Consider the following 16,847-nt stretch of genomic DNA (forward strand, 5'->3'; position numbering starts at 1 on the left):
GCCATGTGTTCCTGTGGTAAAGACCACACGACTGATACGCCGCCTCAAGCAAAGCGATACAGCCGCAACTTCACCGATGGCTGGCGCAAAACGCCGGGGAGGGTGTTCGGCACGGCTTTCGTTCGATTCTATCAGCTGACGCTGTCGTCGCTGATCGGCAATTCCTGCCGCCATATGCCGACCTGTTCCGAATATGCCTATGAGGCAATCGCCCGCCACGGCCTGTGGAGCGGCGGCTGGATGGGGCTTTTTCGGGTCATGCGCTGTGGCCCGTTTGGCACCCATGGCTTCGATCCGGTGCCGCGCGAACTGGCGGACGACCTCAAATGGTATTTGCCCTGGCGCTACTGGCGCTGTTCGGCTCCTCACGACTAAATACCCATGTTTTTACGCGATGCTTAGAATTCATTAACGATATCAATGTTTCTTAGGGAATAAGAATTGAGGCATCGTTATGGTCTTTTTCAGGCCGCAATTTGCCTGCACATCCAGCTAGCAATTCCATATCCGCGAGCCATCATGCTAACATCGCCGTCCCGTTTCGCACGTTTCGTTGCTTCCGTAGCGTTTGGAGCCACCGTTCTGTGTGCCTCTACAGCATTGGCAAAGCCGTCGTGGGTCGTGTTCGACGCTGATAGCAACCGAATACTCGGTCAGGACGACGCGAATCTCCAGCGCGCACCGGCCTCGCTCGCCAAGATGATGACGCTCTACATCACATTCGAAGCGCTGAAGACGGGTCGTCTCCATTGGGAAGACGAGATGCCCGTCTCCAAAAATGCCGCTGCGAAAGTCCGCATGAAGCTCTGGCTCAAGCCGGAGCAAACCATTTCAGTGCGCGACACCGTCAATGCAATGATCATCATCTCGGCCAATGATGCTGCCACTGTGATGGGCGAATATATCGGCGGGTCCGAAGCGGCCTTCGGGCGTCTGATGACACAGCGCGCACGCCAGATCGGCATGAAGAGCACTTTCTTCGTCAATCCGTCAGGACTGACCGCCAATATGACGCAGCTCACCACAGCACGCGACATGGCGGTGCTTGGCATGGCGCTGCGCCGTGATTTCCCGGAACAATATGCGCTGTTTTCCCAGCGCTCCTTCACCTATCGCGGCCGGGTTTATAACGGCCACAACAATCTGATGTACCGTTATGGCGGCGTCGATGGAATCAAGACGGGCTATACGAATGTATCCGGCTACAATCTTGTTTCGTCTGCGATCATTGATGGCAAGCATCTTGTCGGCGTTGTTCTGGGCGCCGGGTCGGCAGGCGAGCGGGACGGCCAGATGGCCAAGCTTCTGACCCGCTATGGCAATGCCAGCGGCGAGGGCACGGCTGTGGCTATGGCAAAGCCGGTCGCTTTTGCGCCAGCGCAAAAAGCAGCTCCGAAAAGAGATTCGGTTGCAGACCTGATCGACGATTCCCAGATCGAACAGGGTGACGGCGGTTATCTCGTCGCATCGGCAGGCGCGGCGTGGCGCATTCAGCTTGCCGCAACACCCACGCGTGCCGGAGCCAACGAACTTCAGGAAAAGTTCCGTCCCGCGGTGGATCAGGTCGCTCATGGGCTGAAGGGCGAGATTTCGCCGGACGGCAAGCGCCGCAAGGTCTATCGCGTCTGGTTTGGCGGCTTCAAGGATTCCGCTTCCGCCGAAAAGGCCTGCGCCAAGTTGAAAAAGCAGAATATCGACTGCTTGCCTATCAAGGGCTGACATCCCATTTACAAATTGGCTTATAAATCCCGACAAATAGCCCTGTCGGGATGCCGTGCTTTACTGGCCGGACAAAAAATATTAGAAGCCTCACGATACAAGCACGCATGATCATGAACCACCCGCAATCGTTGGCGGGACTGGATAAGGACGAATAGAATGTCGAATACCGTTTCCATGCAATTCCCCGATGGTTCCGTACGGGACTATGATGCGTCGACCACCGGCGCTGCACTCGCGGAATCAATCTCCAAATCTCTCGCAAAAAAGGCGGTGGCCTATGCCGTCGACGGCACCGTGCGCGATCTTTCCGATCCGCTTGGCGCTTCCGGCAAGATCGAGATTCTGACCCGCGAAGATCCGCGCGCGCTCGAACTGATCCGCCACGACACGGCACACGTTCTGGCGGAAGCCGTTCAGGAGCTTTTCCCCGGCACTCAGGTTACGATTGGCCCCGTCATCGAAAACGGCTTCTATTACGACTTTGCGCGCAATGAACCGTTTACCCCGGACGACCTTCCGGTGATCGAAAAGAAGATGCGCGAGATCATTCAGCGCAACAAGCCGTTCACCAAGGAAATCTGGTCGCGCGACAAGGCCAGGCAGGTTTTTGCCGACAAGGGCGAAGCCTATAAGGTCGAACTCGTCGATGCGATTCCGGAAGGTCAGGACCTCAAAATCTATTACCAGGGCGACTGGTTCGATCTTTGCCGTGGTCCGCATATGGCTTCCACCGGCCAGATCGGCAATTCCTTCAAGCTGATGAAGGTTGCCGGTGCTTACTGGCGCGGTGATTCCAACAATCCGATGCTCACCCGCATCTACGGCACCGCTTTCGCAAACGACAACGACCTTCAGGCCTACCTGCATATGCTTGAAGAGGCCGAAAAGCGCGATCACCGTCGTCTTGGCCGCGAAATGGATCTGTTCCATTTTCAGGAAGAAGGTCCGGGCGTTGTGTTCTGGCATGCCAAGGGCTGGAAAATGTTCCAGAATCTGGTGAGCTATATGCGCCGTCGCCTCGACAGCCACGGCTATCAGGAGGTCAACGCGCCGCAGGTGCTGGACAAGTCGCTCTGGGAAACCTCCGGTCACTGGGGCTGGTATCGCGACAACATGTTCAAGGTGACGGTTGCCGGTGACGATACCGACGACGACCGCGTCTTTGCATTGAAGCCGATGAACTGCCCAGGTCACGTGCAGATTTTCAAGCACGGCCTGAAATCCTATCGCGATCTGCCGATCAAGCTTGCCGAGTTCGGCAACGTCCATCGTTACGAGCCGTCCGGCGCTCTGCACGGCCTGATGCGCGTACGCGGCTTCACGCAGGACGACGCGCACATCTTCTGCACCGAAGAGCAGATGGCGGCGGAATGCCTGCGCATCAACGATCTCATTTTGTCGGTTTATAAGGATTTCGGCTTCGAAGGGATCACCATCAAGCTCTCGACCCGCCCTGAAAAGCGCGTCGGTTCGGACGAACTTTGGGATCGCGCTGAAAGCGTGATGATGAAGGTTCTGGAAGAAATCGAACAGCAGTCAGACGACATCAAGACCGGCATTCTGCCGGGCGAGGGTGCCTTCTACGGACCGAAGTTCGAGTATACGCTGAAAGACGCCATTGGCCGTGAATGGCAGTGCGGCACCACGCAGGTCGATTTCAACCTGCCGGAACGTTTTGGAGCGTTCTACATCGACAAGGAATCCGACAAGCGCCAGCCGGTCATGATCCATCGCGCCATCTGCGGTTCGATGGAGCGTTTCCTGGGCATTCTGATCGAGAACTTCTCCGGTCACATGCCGCTCTGGTTCGCGCCGGTTCAGGTCGTGGTGACGACGATCACTTCGGATGCGGATGATTATGCGGTCGAAACAGCCGCCAAGCTGAAGGCTGCCGGTTTGCAGGTCGTCACCGATCTGCGCAACGAGAAGATCAACTACAAGGTTCGCGAACATTCGCTCCAGAAGGTTCCGGTCATTCTCGTTTGCGGCAAGCGTGAAGCGGAAGAACAGACGGTTAATATGCGCCGCCTCGGCTCTCGTGATCAGGAATCGATGACGCTTGTTGAGGCTATTGCCCGTCTTACCGAAGAGGCCACCCCGCCGGATTTGATCCGTCTCAAGAATGGCGGCAAATAACAAACGCCTCGCTCCAAACAAAAAGACCGCGCCTTAGCGCGGTCTTTTTTATCTCAGCGGAATTTAGAATCTCAGTCGAGGCTGTCGTCAGATGCCTCAGATTCCTTGTTGGCAATGACTTCGACTTCCTCATTTTTTCCGGACGTAACCTTGAAATCCCGTTGATAGATGCGGTCTTTGTTCTTTGCGACGGCGACATAATCGCCTTCGATCAGAACCAGCGAGGAATAGGCGCCCACACTTTCGCGCACCACATCGCCCGAGGCGTTGAGAACGGACCACGACGTGTCGGCCAGCGCTTCACCGCCCCGTTCGCGCACGAGCTTGAGTGTCATTTCCGCAGCACGATGCTCGACCGTGGCTTCGGTGAGTTTGCCTGCTTCGACACGAATATCGGCACGGATGATCGCATTGGCCGAACCATAATTGGAAACGACGTGGTAGGTGCCGCTATTGAGCCTGATGATCGCATTGGGCTTCACATCGGGAACGATCAGAGAACGATCACTATTGTCTTCGTCCGCATAGATCGAGAACCGCAGCAGATCATTGTTGATCTTGCTCTTGTCGGGCAAAACCGCGCTCAGCTTCATCCCGCCCGCATCGAGCATCATGAGTTCCTGCCGGGCGTTGCCACCAAGCGTAATGCGCTTGGTTGCGCCAGCGCGCCCATAGGCCACGTGAACGAGGTAATTTCCCTCCGGCAGATTGAAGACAGCGCTTCCGCCCTGTGCACTGGCGATCAGCGGCAATTGTCCGTCTGGCCCGACATTGGGAGAGAAAACGCGCCAGACCAAACCCGTTGGTATGTCGCTGCCATCATCCACAAGGCGTGCCTTGAGATCCAGTTCACTGGTTTTCATCAAGGGATTGTTTTCCGGGCTCGTCGGTGACGCATAGGGGCTGAGCGTTGGCAGATCGAGCGGCGGTTCAGGCAGGTTCAATCCACTGCCTGCCTCGGCAGCAGGATCGAGACCCTGCGCCCATGCGGGTACACCCGGAATCGCGGATAGCAGTGCGACAGCAACCCATTTGCCGCGAAAGTATCGGGATATTTGAACGCAAGGCAGAAGTTTGAAAACCGACATAGCTTTTTTGATCCCATGCCGGTGTCGAATTCAAGGCCAAATCGTTTCTGCCACCGGCATTTTTTAACCATCGCTGTGCTGCGGTTTGCCAGAGTTTTGACTTTACACCGCCCCTGTGACGGGCGAGAAGAGGCGGCCCTCTCTAAACCGGAGTGGCAGTTCAGGTTTTAGCAAGTTCCAGTCGTGAGGTTTCCCGTGGCGCATCCGGTGTTCGATTTTCTAGCTCAGCGTAGTTCCACGCCGATTTCCGCAATCGGCGCTCCCGCACCGGAAGGTGACGAACTGGCCGAACTGCTCAAGGTCGCGGCCCGCGTTCCCGATCATGGCCGCCTCACGCCCTGGCGCTTCATTTTGTACCGCGGCGATGCTCGCAAACGCGTAGGGGAGTTGCTGGTCAAGCGCGCCGAAGAGCGCGAAGGCCCACTGCCGGAAGGCCGCAAGGAGCAGGAATTGACCCGATTCTCGCGCGCGCCGCTGGTGATCGGCATTATATCGTCCCCAGTGGGACATGAGCGCATTCCGGAATGGGAGCAGTTTCTGTCAGCTGGCGCCGTTGCGATGAACCTCTGCATTGCTGCCAATGCGCTCGGCTATGCCACCAACTGGATCACCAACTGGTATTCAAATGACGCGCCGTCCCGCGCGTTTCTCGGTCTCGCGCCGAATGAACGCGTGGCTGGTTTCGTTCATATTGGTACAGCCGAAAACAAGATGCCAGAGCGCCCCCGCGCTGATATGGACAGGATCGTTTCCGACTATTCCGGCCCGTGGGCGGGATAAGTTATCGCCTTAAAATCATTTCCTAACACAAGGAAATATCGATGTTTTATGAGCCGAAAGAGGGGCATCCGCTGCCCCATAATCCCTTCAAGGCAATTGTCGCGCCGCGTCCGATCGGCTGGATCGGCACCTGTTCGAAGGACGGAGCAGTCAATCTCGCTCCATACTCGTTCTTTAACGCGATCTGCGACACGCCACCGATGGTGATGTTTTCGTCCAGTGGCATCAAGGACAGCGTGACGTTTATCGAGGAAACGGGCGAGTTCACGGCCAATCTGGTGAGCGACCATCTCAAGACGCATATGAATGCGTCATCCGTCGACGCACCGCGTGGTGTCAGCGAGTTCGACTATGCCGGATTGACCCGCGCATCGTCGAAAATCATTGCCGCTCCGCGTGTCAAGGAAGCCTACGCGTCACTGGAATGTGTCGCCGTGGACATCCGGCGATTGCAGGACAAGGAAGGCCAGCCGACCAATAACTATATGGTCATCGGGGAAGTCGTCGGCGTTCATATCGATGAAAGCATTCTGACCGACGGCCTTGTCGATATCGCCAAGGTAAAACCGGTAACTCGGCTTGGTTATATGGATTACGCCACGACGGAGAGCGTCTATCAGATGTTCCGGCCGAAATGGAAAGATCAGTAAGAGGGGCTTGTTAAAGCCCCTTTTTCTTGGCTTCGGTCCAGATATCTTCCATTTCCTCAAGGCTTGCTGAATCGAGACTGTTTCCTGCCTCATCCAGCGTCTTTTCGATGAAATGGAAGCGCCGCTTGAACTTCTCATTGGCAGAAATCAGCGCCGTTTCTGCGTCAATCTCAAGGTGACGGCCCAGATTGACCATGGCGAAGAGCAGGTCGCCATATTCTTCCGCGATATTGGCTTTATCCTGTGCGGCCATCGCTTCCTTCAGCTCGGCGGTTTCTTCCGAAATCTTGTCGAGAATCGGTGCCGCCTCAGACCAGTCAAAGCCAACTTTTGCTGCTTTCTGCTGCAATTTCAAAGCGCGGACGAGGGCAGGGAAGGCGTTCGGTATATCGTCAAGAAAACCGTTGCTCTCGCTCGTCTCAAGCCCGAGATTGGCGCGGCGTTCCGCACGCTCCGCCTTCTCTTCCGCCTTGATCCGGTTCCACGACCCCTTGGCCATACCGGCGCTTCGGGCTTCCGCATCGCCAAAGACATGCGGGTGGCGGCGGATCATCTTATGGGTGATCGCCTCCACCACATTGCCGAAATCGAAGCTGCCTTGCTCTTCAGCCATCCGCGCATGGAAAACCACTTGCAGCAGAAGATCGCCCAGTTCCTCGCGCAGATCGTCCATATCGTTGCGCTCAATGGCGTCGAGAACCTCATAGGCTTCTTCCAGCGTATATGGCATGATCGAGCGAAAGTTCTGCTCCACATCCCAGGGGCAGCCGGTTTCCGGATTTCGAAGGGCGGCCATAATTTCAAGCAGGCGGTCGATATTGCGGGAAGGGGTCATCTGCGCTCCATCGAACTTCGTTAATACCATTGCCAGTTGCTCCCAAAGAATCATCTGGAACGGGTTGAAGTCCGTTGCCGATTTTGCATAGTCAGCTCGGGATCGCACATCGGGGCGGCATGTTCAACAAGTGGATACTTGATCAATGACAATTCTTGTGACTGGCGGCGCCGGCTATATCGGCTCTCATACCTGCGTTCAGCTGATCGAGGCAGGCCATGAAGTGGTCGTGGTCGACAATTTCGACAACAGTAACCCGGAAGCCCTTCACCGGATCGAAAAAATTACCGGTCGCGCGCCCATTCGCGAGCCGGGCGACATTCGCGATCGCGCGCTTCTGGAGCAGATCATCACCCGTCACAAATGTACGGCGGTGATCCATTTTGCGGGCCTGAAGGCTGTCGGAGAATCAAGTGAGAAGCCGCTGCATTATTATGACTGCAATGTGCTGGGCACGCTGCGGCTGTTGCAGGCGATGGAGGCCACTGGCGTCAAAACGCTGGTCTTCTCATCCTCCGCCACCGTCTATGGCGATCCGCAAAAGCTGCCGATCACCGAAGACCAGCAGCTTTCCGCGACCAATCCCTATGGCCGTACCAAGCTGATCATCGAAGAAATGCTGCGCGATCTCTATAACAGCGACAACAGCTGGAGGATCGCCATTCTGCGTTACTTCAATCCCGTCGGCGCGCATGAAAGCGGCCTGATTGGCGAAGACCCGAAAGGCATTCCGAACAATCTGATGCCGATCATCGCCCAGGTTGCAACTGGACGCCGGGAAAAGCTCAACATCTGGGGCAATGACTATGCGACACCGGATGGCACGGGCGTCCGCGATTACATCCACGTGGTCGATCTGGCCGCTGGACACCTCAAGGCTCTGAAAAAGCTGGACGAGCCGAAATGCTTCGCCGTCAATCTCGGCACAGGGCAGGGCTACAGCGTCCTTGATGTCGTCAAGGCGTTCGAGCATGTCTCCAACCGCCAGATCAATTACGAAATCGCACCGCGTCGTCCGGGCGACGTTGCCGAATGCTACGCCGATCCAACTTTTGCCAATGATTTCCTCGACTGGTCGGCTGAAAAGAACTTGCGCGAGATGTGTCAGGACATGTGGAACTGGCAGGCAAAAAATCCCAATGGTTATGAATAGATCGGCGTCACGCGCTCATCGCAAGTAAATCCCGGAAAAGTGAAGCAGACAGGTCTGTTTTCGATCCACCAATGGTTGAAAACAGGCCCGATGCGTTTAATAAACAGGCCCCGCAAAATGGGCTTATGTCCCTGAATATCCCTGTTTCATGGATACGAAACGGCGCCCAATTTCCTAAAAGGCGCGCCGAACAAGATTGGACGAAAGAATGCGCTTCCTGCCGGATAAATTCACCACAATGTTGATCGCCACAATTCTGCTGGCATCGGTGCTCCCGGTACAGGGCGAGTTTGCCGAATGGTTCGGCATGGCGACAAAAGTGGCCGTCGGTCTTCTTTTCTTCCTGCATGGAGCGCGGTTGTCGCGCGAAGCCGTTATTTCAGGCATCACCCACTGGAAGCTGCATCTCGTGGTCTTCCTGTCCACTTTCGTGCTGTTTCCGATTCTGGGCCTCACAGCGGGATGGGTTATTCCGGGCCTCGCACAATCGGCCTTCTATACCGGCATTCTCTACATCTGCGTTCTGCCTTCGACGGTCCAGTCATCCATCGCATTCACATCGATGGCGGGTGGCAATGTGTCCGCGGCGATTGTCTCGGCTTCTGCGTCGAATATTTTCGGCATGTTTCTGACGCCACTGCTGGTGGGCTTGCTTTTTGCTGTGCAAAGCGGAGGAGGCGGCATCTCTCTCGATGCGTTTGAATCTATTCTGCTGCAATTGCTGCTGCCCTTCGTTCTGGGTCAAATCCTGCAGCCCTGGATCGGCAATTTCATGCGGCGCAACAGCAAGCCGCTCAGCTTCGTGGATCGCGGTTCGATCCTGATGGTCGTCTATCTGGCTTTCAGCGAAGCCATCGTGGAAGGCCTTTGGAAATCGGTCTCCTGGGACGATCTGGTGATGATGGTCGGTGTCAACATCGTGCTGCTGATTGCCGTCCTGTTGATTACCTGGTACGGCAGCAAGCGACTGGGTTTCAATCGCGCTGATTGCATAACCATCCTGTTTTGCGGCTCCAAGAAAAGCCTTGCCAGTGGTGCGCCGATGGCTAGTGCCATTTTCGCGAGCGCCAATGTCGGCAGTATTGTGCTACCATTGATGCTGTTTCATCAGATACAGCTTATGGCTTGCGCGGTGATTGCGCGAAAACTGGCCGATCATAAATAAGCTGCACGACCATCAGACTTTGAAAAGGCATTACGACAATGGCGCAGACCGACGACAAATCCTTCGATGAGGACGCTCTGGCGGAAGCCTATGATCGTGCGCTTGCGCTTGAAAAGGCTGGCGATTTCGACGGCGCTGCTAAGGCCTATGAAGAAGTTCTGGCCATTGATCCCGACGATCATGGCGGCGCGACTGTGCGGCTTGCCAGCATGGGACGCGGCGCTGTTCCGCTGAAAGCTCCCGATGCTTATGTGGCAACGCTGTTCGACCAGCATGCGGAAATGTTCGACACAATTCTCGTGGACCAGCTTGGTTACGACGTGCCGCTGCAATTGCGCGAAATATTGCTGGAGATCGATGACGAGTTTCATCGTGACCGTATGCTCGATCTTGGCTGCGGTACGGGCCTTTCCGCCGATGCGCTCGACGACATGGCGACGCACAAGACCGGTGTGGACATTTCTGAAAACATGATCGAAGTCGCTTTTGAAAAAGGTGATTACGACGCGCTTTTCGTCGGCGAAGCGGTACGCTTTCTGGAAACCACCGCCGAGGACAATTGGGACCTCATCGTGGCAACCGACGTGCTGCCTTATATGGGCGAACTGGATCGGTTCTTTGCAGGCGTGGCGACGCAACTGGAGCCGGACGGCTATTTTGGCTTCTCCAGTGAAACGCAGGACGATACGCGCTTTGCGGGCCGGGCGTTTATGGTCGGCGATTATCAGCGTTTCGCGCATGCAAAATCATACGTGACAGCAATGCTGGATGCGCACGGCATGGACTGCATCCGCTGTGAAAACATCACCGTGCGTAGCGAACAAGGATCGCCGGTTCCCGGACATCTTTACGTCGCGCGACGTCGCTGACATTTCGATCCAGCGTGGTTGAACTGAACCACGCTAGATCGCTTGATGACGGTTGGCGTAATTGTCTGGTTCATCGAATAGTCGTGGAGCTGGACGTGCTTTCACATCGCCGTTTCATGAACATGATTGTTCCATAATCTATCTTATGTGATCGAAATATATAACAGGGGTGGGTTCTAGCTTGAAGTGCGACTGACCTACGATGGCCATACCGATCTGACCTGCGATATGGGCCTGACACCAACGGCATATCGTTCAATTCGAAACGCGAGAATCCATCAGTGCTCGTACCCTCACTCACTTCGCCGCGCCGAGATATTTGGCCCTCAGCTTTGCGATCTCCTCGCTTTCATGCAGGCTGATGATGGCTACGCTGGCTGGTTGGACGAGTTCGCTGTGACGCGGAAATGCAAATCCGTATTTGTCCGGGCTGAATGCACCGCCGACAAGATCGAGCGGCTGATCGGTATGCTGATGCATATAATATTCCAGCACGGGACCGTCTGCGACGATTGCCGCTATCTCGTCATTGACGAGCGCGGTAACGGCTTCCGGCAAATGATCGAACGTAACGGTGGCGATGGAGCGGGATTTCAGAAACTGTTCTGCAACGCTGCCAGTTCGCACACCAACGGATTTTCTCTGCAGGTCGTTCAGGTTCGATATCCTGTTGTCGATATGCGCCACGGTCATCACGCTGGTGATCGATGATGTGACATAGGCGATAATGGCGATGCCGAAAACCATCCAGAAGGTTTGCCAGATACGTCCAATCCAACCGAACAGATTTTTGCGTGAGGTTTTGCCGGAAGTGGCAATCGAAACCACATGATGGAAACTCTCCGCCAGCCCTTCCCGCCACCGTTTCGGAAAACTTTCATCAAAACGCCTGTCGAACAGCGTCAGAAGCACCGTCGCTGCAAGAAGGATGCCCAAAATCCAGACATAGGTGGTCAGATGGCCAGCGCGGCCGAGGCGTCCGACAAGATCATCCCAGCCGGTTCCGGCCTGGGTATGCACCATGATACGCAGACCGGCATCAAACCATGGATAGGTAAAATCGGCGACCTCAGCCCGGCTTTCGGTGATGGTCAGATTGGTAACGGCTGCATCGACTTCGCCCTCGGAAACGGCCCTCATCAACGCGCCGTAGTTTTGAAATTCCACATAATGCGATGCAATATTCAGGCGTGCAGCGACGTTTTGCCAGATATCGATCGCCATGCCGGAGTAACTATTGCCCTCATTGTTGACGAAAGGTTCGCTGACATAAACGCCAACTTGCACAGGCTTTGGGGCTTGTGTCGGCCCCTGCGCATTAGCAGTTGCGCAAATCGTCAACAGAAACAAAACGAAAAAAAGAATGGATATTAGTCGATAATATAAATTATAGAATAATAATATAATCATATCCCCCGCCCCGTTATCAATTTAATATGATGCATTGAAATTTACATTGCAAATATATTTGTTTTATTTATTGAATCAATATAAGTAATATCTAATTATATTAAGATAACAAACACAAAAAACGTGACCGGCCCGACGCTTAAGGCGTGACTGATCAGGCGTTTCATCTCATCTGTGATTGACAAAATCGGCGGTTGATTAAAATCATTTCCTCACTGCGCGCATCATGAGAATGACTGAAAAGTGTATGGAGCCTGGAACGGTCTAAGACCAAAGCAGCATGTATTCGTGGTGTACATGTTGTATGACCCGACATGGGTTCCAGCGCTCGCGTTCCTGACCGGCATTTGTGGGTCTTGACGCATATTAAACGGGCATTCCCGGCCCGCTGGCTGGATGGGATAGAAGGTAGAGTTATAGATGTTGGAAGCACGTATTCGAAACGCTTCGCTACGAGAAAAGATCATCACGCCTGAGCAGGCGGCCAGCCTCATTAAGGATGGCATGATCGTCGGCATGAGCGGCTTTACCCGCGCCGGTGACGCCAAGGCAGTTCCGGTTGCCATGGCCGCGCGTGCGGCAACCGATCCTTTTCAGATCACGCTGATTACCGGCGCTTCGCTTGGACATGACGTCGACAAGATCCTGACCGAAGCCCATGTGCTTGCGCGCCGTATGCCGTTTCAGGTCGACCGTACCCTGCGTTCCGCGATCAATCGCGGTGAGGTCATGTTCATCGACCAGCATCTGTCGGAGACGGTCGAGCAGCTGCGTTCCAACCAGATCGGCCCGATCGATTATGCTGTTGTCGAGGCGCTGGCGATCACCGAAAGCGGTGGCATCATTCCGACCACGTCGGTCGGCAATTCGGCAAGCTTTGCCATCCTGGCCGAGAAGGTGATCGTCGAGGTCAATCTCAATCAGCCTATGGCGCTTGAGGGCCTGCACGACATCTATATTCCGACGAAGCGCCCTACCCGCGACCCCATCCCGGTCACGGCCTGCGACAGCCGCGTCGGCCTGCCCTATATTCCGATTCCGGTCGAGAAAATTGCCGGTATCGTCATTACGCAGGAAAACGACAGCGCCTCGACGGTCGAACCTGCCGACAGCGAAACCGTTGCCATTGCCACCCACCTGATCAATTTTCTTAAGCAGGAAGTGGAGCATGGCCGTCTCGATCTGACACTGAACCCGCTTCAGGCCGGCATTGGCACCATTGCAAACGCTGTGCTCAACGGTTTTGCCGATAGCCCTTTCCACAATCTGCGTATGTATAGCGAAGTGCTGCAGGACAGCACCTTCGAGCTTTTCGATGCTGGAAAGCTGGACTACGCCTCCGGTGCATCGATCACGCTCAGCCCCGCCGTCGGCGAGCGCGTCTTTAACAATATCGACCGCTATCGCGACAAGCTGATCCTGCGCCCGCAGGAAATCAGCAACCACCCGGAAGTCATTCGCCGCCTCGGCATTATCGGCATCAACACCGCGCTTGAGTTCGATATTTATGGCAATGTGAATTCCACCCATGTCGATGGCACACATATGATGAACGGTATTGGCGGCTCGGGTGATTTTGCGCGCAATGCTTATATCTCGATCTTCGTCAGCAAGTCCGAAGCCAAAAATGGCGCCATTTCGTCTATCGTTCCGATGGTCACCCATGTGGACCACACCGAACATGACGTCGATATTCTGGTGACCGAACAGGGGCTCGCCGATTTGCGCGGCCTCGCCCCGCGTGAGCGCGCCCGTGTGATCATCCACAATTGCGCGCATCCGGATTATCGCGACCAGCTCAATGATTATTTCGAGCGCGCCTGCGCGCGTGGCGGCCACACGCCACACCTTCTGGAAGAAGCTTTCAGCTGGCACACACGCCGTCGCGAAAGCGGCACCATGAAGCAGGGATAATATTCTTCTGCGGGTGGCGGTAGTTCAAATCCAGCCACCCTTCGCCCTTCCCGCTCGCAGTTCCAGCGGAACTTTCTCTACGTCGAAACGTTATCCGGCATATCGTTTTCCAACGGGAGACGAGAATGCTGCGAAAGGACTTGGGCTCTTGCACCAGCCTTTTCGCTTAACGTTCAGTCTGACGTTCTGGAGGAGCGGCGGTCAGACGGTAAGAACAATGCGCCGTTCCAGTAAGGGTCAGAACAGCTATGTCCATCCTCATCGGCCTTCTGATAACAATTCTTGTTATCTTCCTCGTGCTTTATCTCATCAACATGCTGCCACTGGATGCGAAGGTGAAACAGATCGCTCAAGTTATCGTGATCATCATCGGCATCATCTCGCTGCTGAAATACCTCGCTGTCTTCTGACGACCACCGCCTTACCGGTTCACAACCGGAAATCTCCAAACGTTATGCACTGCCCGGATAAGACGAGTTTTTTCGAAGCGTCCTTGCCATCTGTACGCCTCGGAAGGCTCGTCTTCGTCGCTTGAGCATGGTTCGAAAAGCACGAAGCTGTTTCGGATAAAATGTGCGCAAAAGCCAAAGATTATAGGGATTACGGTGATTCAACTTTCGCTGAAACTGCTCCGGGCGGTTGTTTCCGTCCCTTGCTTATGTTAGCCATTTCAAAGCGAATATATCCTTCGAAAATCCCGATACCTCCCCCGCTCTTGTTGTCTTTTTGCTTACCCGCACGAGGACAACTAAAACCTTAAATTGTGTCTTTCGGGGTACGCTTCTTGGAAAAGTTGCATCCGGGCTTTTTGGTATCTTTTCCTTACGAGCAGTTGCTCTTATAAGCCGTTCAATCAATTGCTCCCTTAACGTAAGGTTTCGAGTGGCAAACAGATAATCCTGATCCGGGGACGGGGAGTAAGGAAATGAAGGCAGCTTTATGGAAAGCAGGAGTGATAACCCTTTCTGTCGTGCTGTTTTCTGTCACGCTGACCTGGACTGCTGCCGCCCTGTCTGGTGAAAGACCTGGGATTGTGGCGCTGGCGCTCAGCTCTGGAATTCCCTTTGCCACGGCTTTTCCGTCACTCGCTTATATTTTCCGGCAGCATAACAGGCTGAAAGACGCCTATACCCAGCTTGAGAGAGCGCATGTTGAATTGCAGGCGCGCGCGCGCGTCGATCACATGACGGGATTGCTCAATCGCGAAGCGCTTTTCGACGCCATGAAAGTCAGCCGGTCGCGTATTGAAACAGGTGTACTGATGGTGATCGATGCCGACCACTTCAAAGCCATCAACGATACGTTCGGCCACAGCGCCGGCGACCGTGCTTTAAAGCTGATTGCTTTTGCCCTGCAAAACGTGACGCGTAAAGGCGATCTGGTCGGGCGCATCGGCGGCGAGGAATTCTGCGTCTTCCTGCCGGGCGCCAGCAGCGAAACCGGCGTGCGCGTAGCGCAGCGCATCCGCACGGAAGTGGAAGGTACGCCCTTTCACTCGACCGAATATCAGGTCTATCCGCTGACGATCAGCATCGGCGTGGCTTCCGCTCCAAAAACCGAAACCAATTCGCAAGTGATGAGCCGCGCCGACCGCTGCCTGTATATGGCCAAGCAACGCGGACGCAATTGCGTGGTGCTGGATGAAGAAAGCGCTCGACTGGCGAGCGCTTCAGTTGTCTCTATCAACAGTGGTCGCGAAATAGCGCGCAGCTGATATTCGGTGAGCTATTCAACCCAAGGGATAACTTCTTCCTCCGACCAGCCGACCGGAACAAAACCCATCTTCTGATAGAGCTGCAAAGCGCGCGGGCTGTCGAGCGTATTGGTATGGATCGCAATTTTCTGCGGCCCGTGCGCCCAGGCCGCCGAGATTGCTTCACTGAGAAAGAACTTGCCAAGCCCCCGCCCCTGAAATTCGGGCATCAGGCCAAAATAGAGGATTTCTGCCGTTTCCGGCATGGCTGTCAGATCGAGTTCCACAAAACCGGCTGGATTGCCATCGGCATAAAGCACGTGAATTTCACTCGTATCGGCGTGGATAATGTCGGCCACTTCCGCATCGCTCTGCACGCGGCGCATCATCCAGTGATGCTGCCGCCCCACCTGCTCGTAAAGATAGCGATAGAAATGCACCGGCATGCCGCTCGCCCGCATGATGGCGAGCCGCAAACCAGAGGGAACCGGCACGGAAATCGCCGGTCGCGACTGCATTTCCAGATGCGTAATGCGGGCTTTCAGCTTTTCGACCATGATCAGTCGGCTTCGCCCGTCACTACCGGGGTATCCTGCCTGCTACCCCATTCGCTCCAGGAACCGTCATAAAGCCGGTTATCCTTATGGCCGAGCGAGGCCAGCGCCAGCATGATGACCGCCGCCGTGACACCAGAGCCGCAGCTTGTGACGACAGGCTTGGTGAGATCGACGCCAGCCTTGTCGAAAATTGCGCGCAGACTATCCAGATCCTTCAGCTCGCCGTTCTCCGACAGCGTACCGACTGGAACATTACGTGCGCCCGGCATATGACCGGAGCGCATGCCCGCGCGCGGTTCGGCGTCGCGACCGGTAAAACGTCCGGCAGCGCGCGCATCGGCAATCTGAGTACGGCGTTCATCGACGAGTTCCCGCATTTCGGCAAAATCGACGACGCCAGCCGGATCGAAAGCAGGCGTGAACAGCGTCGCCGCAATCTTCGTCGGTTCGTCGGTCACGGGATATCCTGCTGCCTTCCAGCCATCGAAACCGCCATCGAGAACGAAGACGTTTTTAACGCCCATGATGCGGAACATCCACCAGACACGCGGTGCCGCAAACATGCCGGGCCCATCATAGACCACCACGGTTTCATCTGCCATGATGCCCATGGCGCCGACATGCTGCGCGAAGAGTTCGGGCGATGGCAAAGTGTGCGGCAGGCCAGAATCCTTGTCGGCGATCACGTCCTGATCGAAGAACACTGCGCCCGGAATATGCGCCCCATGATACTCTTCAAGGCCATTGCGTCCCGCCGCAGGCAGATACCAGGATGCATCCACAATGGCGATGCCCGGCTTTTCCAGCCGCTCCTTCAACCAGTCACGTGAAACGACAAATGCGCTTTTCTCAGCCATAGTCAAAACTCCTGTATG

Annotated in this window: 16 protein-coding genes; 11 read left to right on the forward strand and 5 right to left on the reverse strand. The window is 55.3% G+C overall.

Features of this window, described 5'->3' with window-relative positions:
• The first annotated feature begins 3 nt into the window (after positions 1-3).
• The 3 genes from yidD (at position 4) to thrS (ending at position 3,858) form a co-directional block, all read left to right on the forward strand.
• Complete coding sequence (yidD, locus tag D8666_RS02405; protein WP_121536204.1) at positions 4-375, forward strand: membrane protein insertion efficiency factor YidD; 372 nt, start codon at positions 4-6, stop codon at positions 373-375.
• 144 nt (positions 376-519) lie between these two features.
• Positions 520-1,719: a D-alanyl-D-alanine carboxypeptidase gene (locus D8666_RS02410; RefSeq protein WP_121536310.1), complete on the forward strand. Its 1,200-nt coding sequence runs from the start codon at positions 520-522 to the stop codon at positions 1,717-1,719.
• A gap of 159 nt (positions 1,720-1,878) precedes the next feature.
• Complete coding sequence (gene thrS, locus D8666_RS02415) at positions 1,879-3,858, forward strand: threonine--tRNA ligase (protein ID WP_121536206.1); 1,980 nt, start codon at positions 1,879-1,881, stop codon at positions 3,856-3,858.
• Positions 3,859-3,929: 71 nt separating this feature from the next.
• Here the strand turns inward: thrS and D8666_RS02420 are convergent, their stop codons facing one another.
• Positions 3,930-4,946 carry an RgsD C-terminal domain-containing protein gene (locus D8666_RS02420; RefSeq protein ID WP_235858872.1) on the reverse strand — a complete coding sequence of 339 codons (1,017 nt, stop codon included), beginning with the start codon at positions 4,944-4,946 and terminating at the stop codon, positions 3,930-3,932.
• Positions 4,947-5,141: 195 nt separating this feature from the next.
• Between D8666_RS02420 and D8666_RS02425 the strand changes: the two genes are divergently transcribed.
• Both D8666_RS02425 and D8666_RS02430 read left to right on the forward strand, forming a co-directional pair.
• Positions 5,142-5,726, forward strand: a complete 585-nt coding sequence (locus D8666_RS02425) for a nitroreductase family protein (protein WP_121536208.1) — start codon at positions 5,142-5,144, stop codon at positions 5,724-5,726.
• A gap of 41 nt (positions 5,727-5,767) precedes the next feature.
• The gene (locus tag D8666_RS02430) at positions 5,768-6,376 is read left to right on the forward strand and encodes a flavin reductase family protein (RefSeq protein ID WP_121536210.1); all 609 of its coding nucleotides are present in this window, start codon (positions 5,768-5,770) and stop codon (positions 6,374-6,376) included.
• 10 nt (positions 6,377-6,386) lie between these two features.
• On the opposite strand, the gene mazG is transcribed toward D8666_RS02430, so the two are convergent.
• Positions 6,387-7,211 (reverse strand): nucleoside triphosphate pyrophosphohydrolase, encoded by an 825-nt coding sequence (gene mazG, locus D8666_RS02435; RefSeq protein ID WP_121536314.1) that lies wholly within the window; start codon positions 7,209-7,211, stop codon positions 6,387-6,389.
• Positions 7,212-7,356: 145 nt separating this feature from the next.
• Between mazG and galE the strand changes: the two genes are divergently transcribed.
• The 3 genes from galE (at position 7,357) to D8666_RS02455 (ending at position 10,398) form a co-directional block, all read left to right on the forward strand.
• A complete protein-coding gene (galE, locus tag D8666_RS02445) occupies positions 7,357-8,364 on the forward strand; it encodes a UDP-glucose 4-epimerase GalE (protein WP_121536212.1) in 1,008 nt (335 codons plus the stop codon).
• Between the two features lie 208 nt (positions 8,365-8,572).
• Entirely contained in the window at positions 8,573-9,529 is a 957-nt protein-coding gene (locus tag D8666_RS02450; RefSeq protein WP_121536214.1) for a bile acid:sodium symporter family protein, read from the forward strand.
• A gap of 38 nt (positions 9,530-9,567) precedes the next feature.
• On the forward strand, positions 9,568-10,398 hold the full coding sequence (locus D8666_RS02455; RefSeq protein WP_109369088.1) for a class I SAM-dependent methyltransferase: 831 nt from the start codon (positions 9,568-9,570) through the stop codon (positions 10,396-10,398).
• 297 nt (positions 10,399-10,695) lie between these two features.
• Here the strand turns inward: D8666_RS02455 and D8666_RS02460 are convergent, their stop codons facing one another.
• The gene (locus D8666_RS02460; protein WP_235858873.1) at positions 10,696-11,685 is read right to left on the reverse strand and encodes a transporter substrate-binding domain-containing protein; all 990 of its coding nucleotides are present in this window, start codon (positions 11,683-11,685) and stop codon (positions 10,696-10,698) included.
• Between the two features lie 543 nt (positions 11,686-12,228).
• On the opposite strand from D8666_RS02460, the gene scpC reads away from it, so the two are divergent.
• From scpC to D8666_RS02470, 3 genes are all read left to right on the forward strand, one after another.
• The gene (gene scpC, locus D8666_RS02465) at positions 12,229-13,722 is read left to right on the forward strand and encodes a succinyl-CoA:acetate CoA-transferase ScpC (protein WP_109369090.1); all 1,494 of its coding nucleotides are present in this window, start codon (positions 12,229-12,231) and stop codon (positions 13,720-13,722) included.
• Between the two features lie 248 nt (positions 13,723-13,970).
• The gene (locus D8666_RS24110; RefSeq protein ID WP_167836030.1) at positions 13,971-14,132 is read left to right on the forward strand and encodes a Thivi_2564 family membrane protein; all 162 of its coding nucleotides are present in this window, start codon (positions 13,971-13,973) and stop codon (positions 14,130-14,132) included.
• Positions 14,133-14,647: 515 nt separating this feature from the next.
• A complete protein-coding gene (locus tag D8666_RS02470) occupies positions 14,648-15,436 on the forward strand; it encodes a GGDEF domain-containing protein (RefSeq protein ID WP_109369091.1) in 789 nt (262 codons plus the stop codon).
• Between the two features lie 11 nt (positions 15,437-15,447).
• On the opposite strand, the gene D8666_RS02475 is transcribed toward D8666_RS02470, so the two are convergent.
• Together D8666_RS02475 and sseA are read right to left on the reverse strand one after the other, a co-directional pair.
• Positions 15,448-15,972: a GNAT family N-acetyltransferase gene (locus D8666_RS02475; RefSeq protein ID WP_121536218.1), complete on the reverse strand. Its 525-nt coding sequence runs from the start codon at positions 15,970-15,972 to the stop codon at positions 15,448-15,450.
• Positions 15,973-15,974: 2 nt separating this feature from the next.
• Complete coding sequence (sseA, locus tag D8666_RS02480) at positions 15,975-16,829, reverse strand: 3-mercaptopyruvate sulfurtransferase (protein WP_109369093.1); 855 nt, start codon at positions 16,827-16,829, stop codon at positions 15,975-15,977.
• Positions 16,830-16,847: the final 18 nt, after the last annotated feature.

It is taken from the genome of Ochrobactrum soli, from assembly GCF_003664555.1.
GTDB lineage: Bacteria > Pseudomonadota > Alphaproteobacteria > Rhizobiales > Rhizobiaceae > Brucella > Brucella teleogrylli.

Bases quoted from the DNA above. Each gene is read 5' to 3' on its own strand.
- D8666_RS02455 (WP_109369088.1), top strand. From the start codon at position 9,568: ATGGCGCAGACCGACGACAAATCCTTCGATGAGGACGCTCTGGCGGAA.
- yidD (WP_121536204.1), top strand. From the start codon at position 4: ATGTGTTCCTGTGGTAAAGACCACACGACTGATACGCCGCCTCAAGCA.
- D8666_RS02470 (WP_109369091.1), top strand. From the start codon at position 14,648: ATGAAGGCAGCTTTATGGAAAGCAGGAGTGATAACCCTTTCTGTCGTG.
- galE (WP_121536212.1), top strand. From the start codon at position 7,357: ATGACAATTCTTGTGACTGGCGGCGCCGGCTATATCGGCTCTCATACC.
- D8666_RS02420 (WP_235858872.1), bottom strand. From the start codon at position 4,946: ATGTCGGTTTTCAAACTTCTGCCTTGCGTTCAAATATCCCGATACTTT.
- D8666_RS02410 (WP_121536310.1), top strand. From the start codon at position 520: ATGCTAACATCGCCGTCCCGTTTCGCACGTTTCGTTGCTTCCGTAGCG.
- thrS (WP_121536206.1), top strand. From the start codon at position 1,879: ATGTCGAATACCGTTTCCATGCAATTCCCCGATGGTTCCGTACGGGAC.
- D8666_RS02475 (WP_121536218.1), bottom strand. From the start codon at position 15,972: ATGGTCGAAAAGCTGAAAGCCCGCATTACGCATCTGGAAATGCAGTCG.
- D8666_RS24110 (WP_167836030.1), top strand. From the start codon at position 13,971: ATGTCCATCCTCATCGGCCTTCTGATAACAATTCTTGTTATCTTCCTC.
- D8666_RS02430 (WP_121536210.1), top strand. From the start codon at position 5,768: ATGTTTTATGAGCCGAAAGAGGGGCATCCGCTGCCCCATAATCCCTTC.
- D8666_RS02450 (WP_121536214.1), top strand. From the start codon at position 8,573: ATGCGCTTCCTGCCGGATAAATTCACCACAATGTTGATCGCCACAATT.
- sseA (WP_109369093.1), bottom strand. From the start codon at position 16,829: ATGGCTGAGAAAAGCGCATTTGTCGTTTCACGTGACTGGTTGAAGGAG.
- mazG (WP_121536314.1), bottom strand. From the start codon at position 7,211: ATGACCCCTTCCCGCAATATCGACCGCCTGCTTGAAATTATGGCCGCC.
- scpC (WP_109369090.1), top strand. From the start codon at position 12,229: ATGTTGGAAGCACGTATTCGAAACGCTTCGCTACGAGAAAAGATCATC.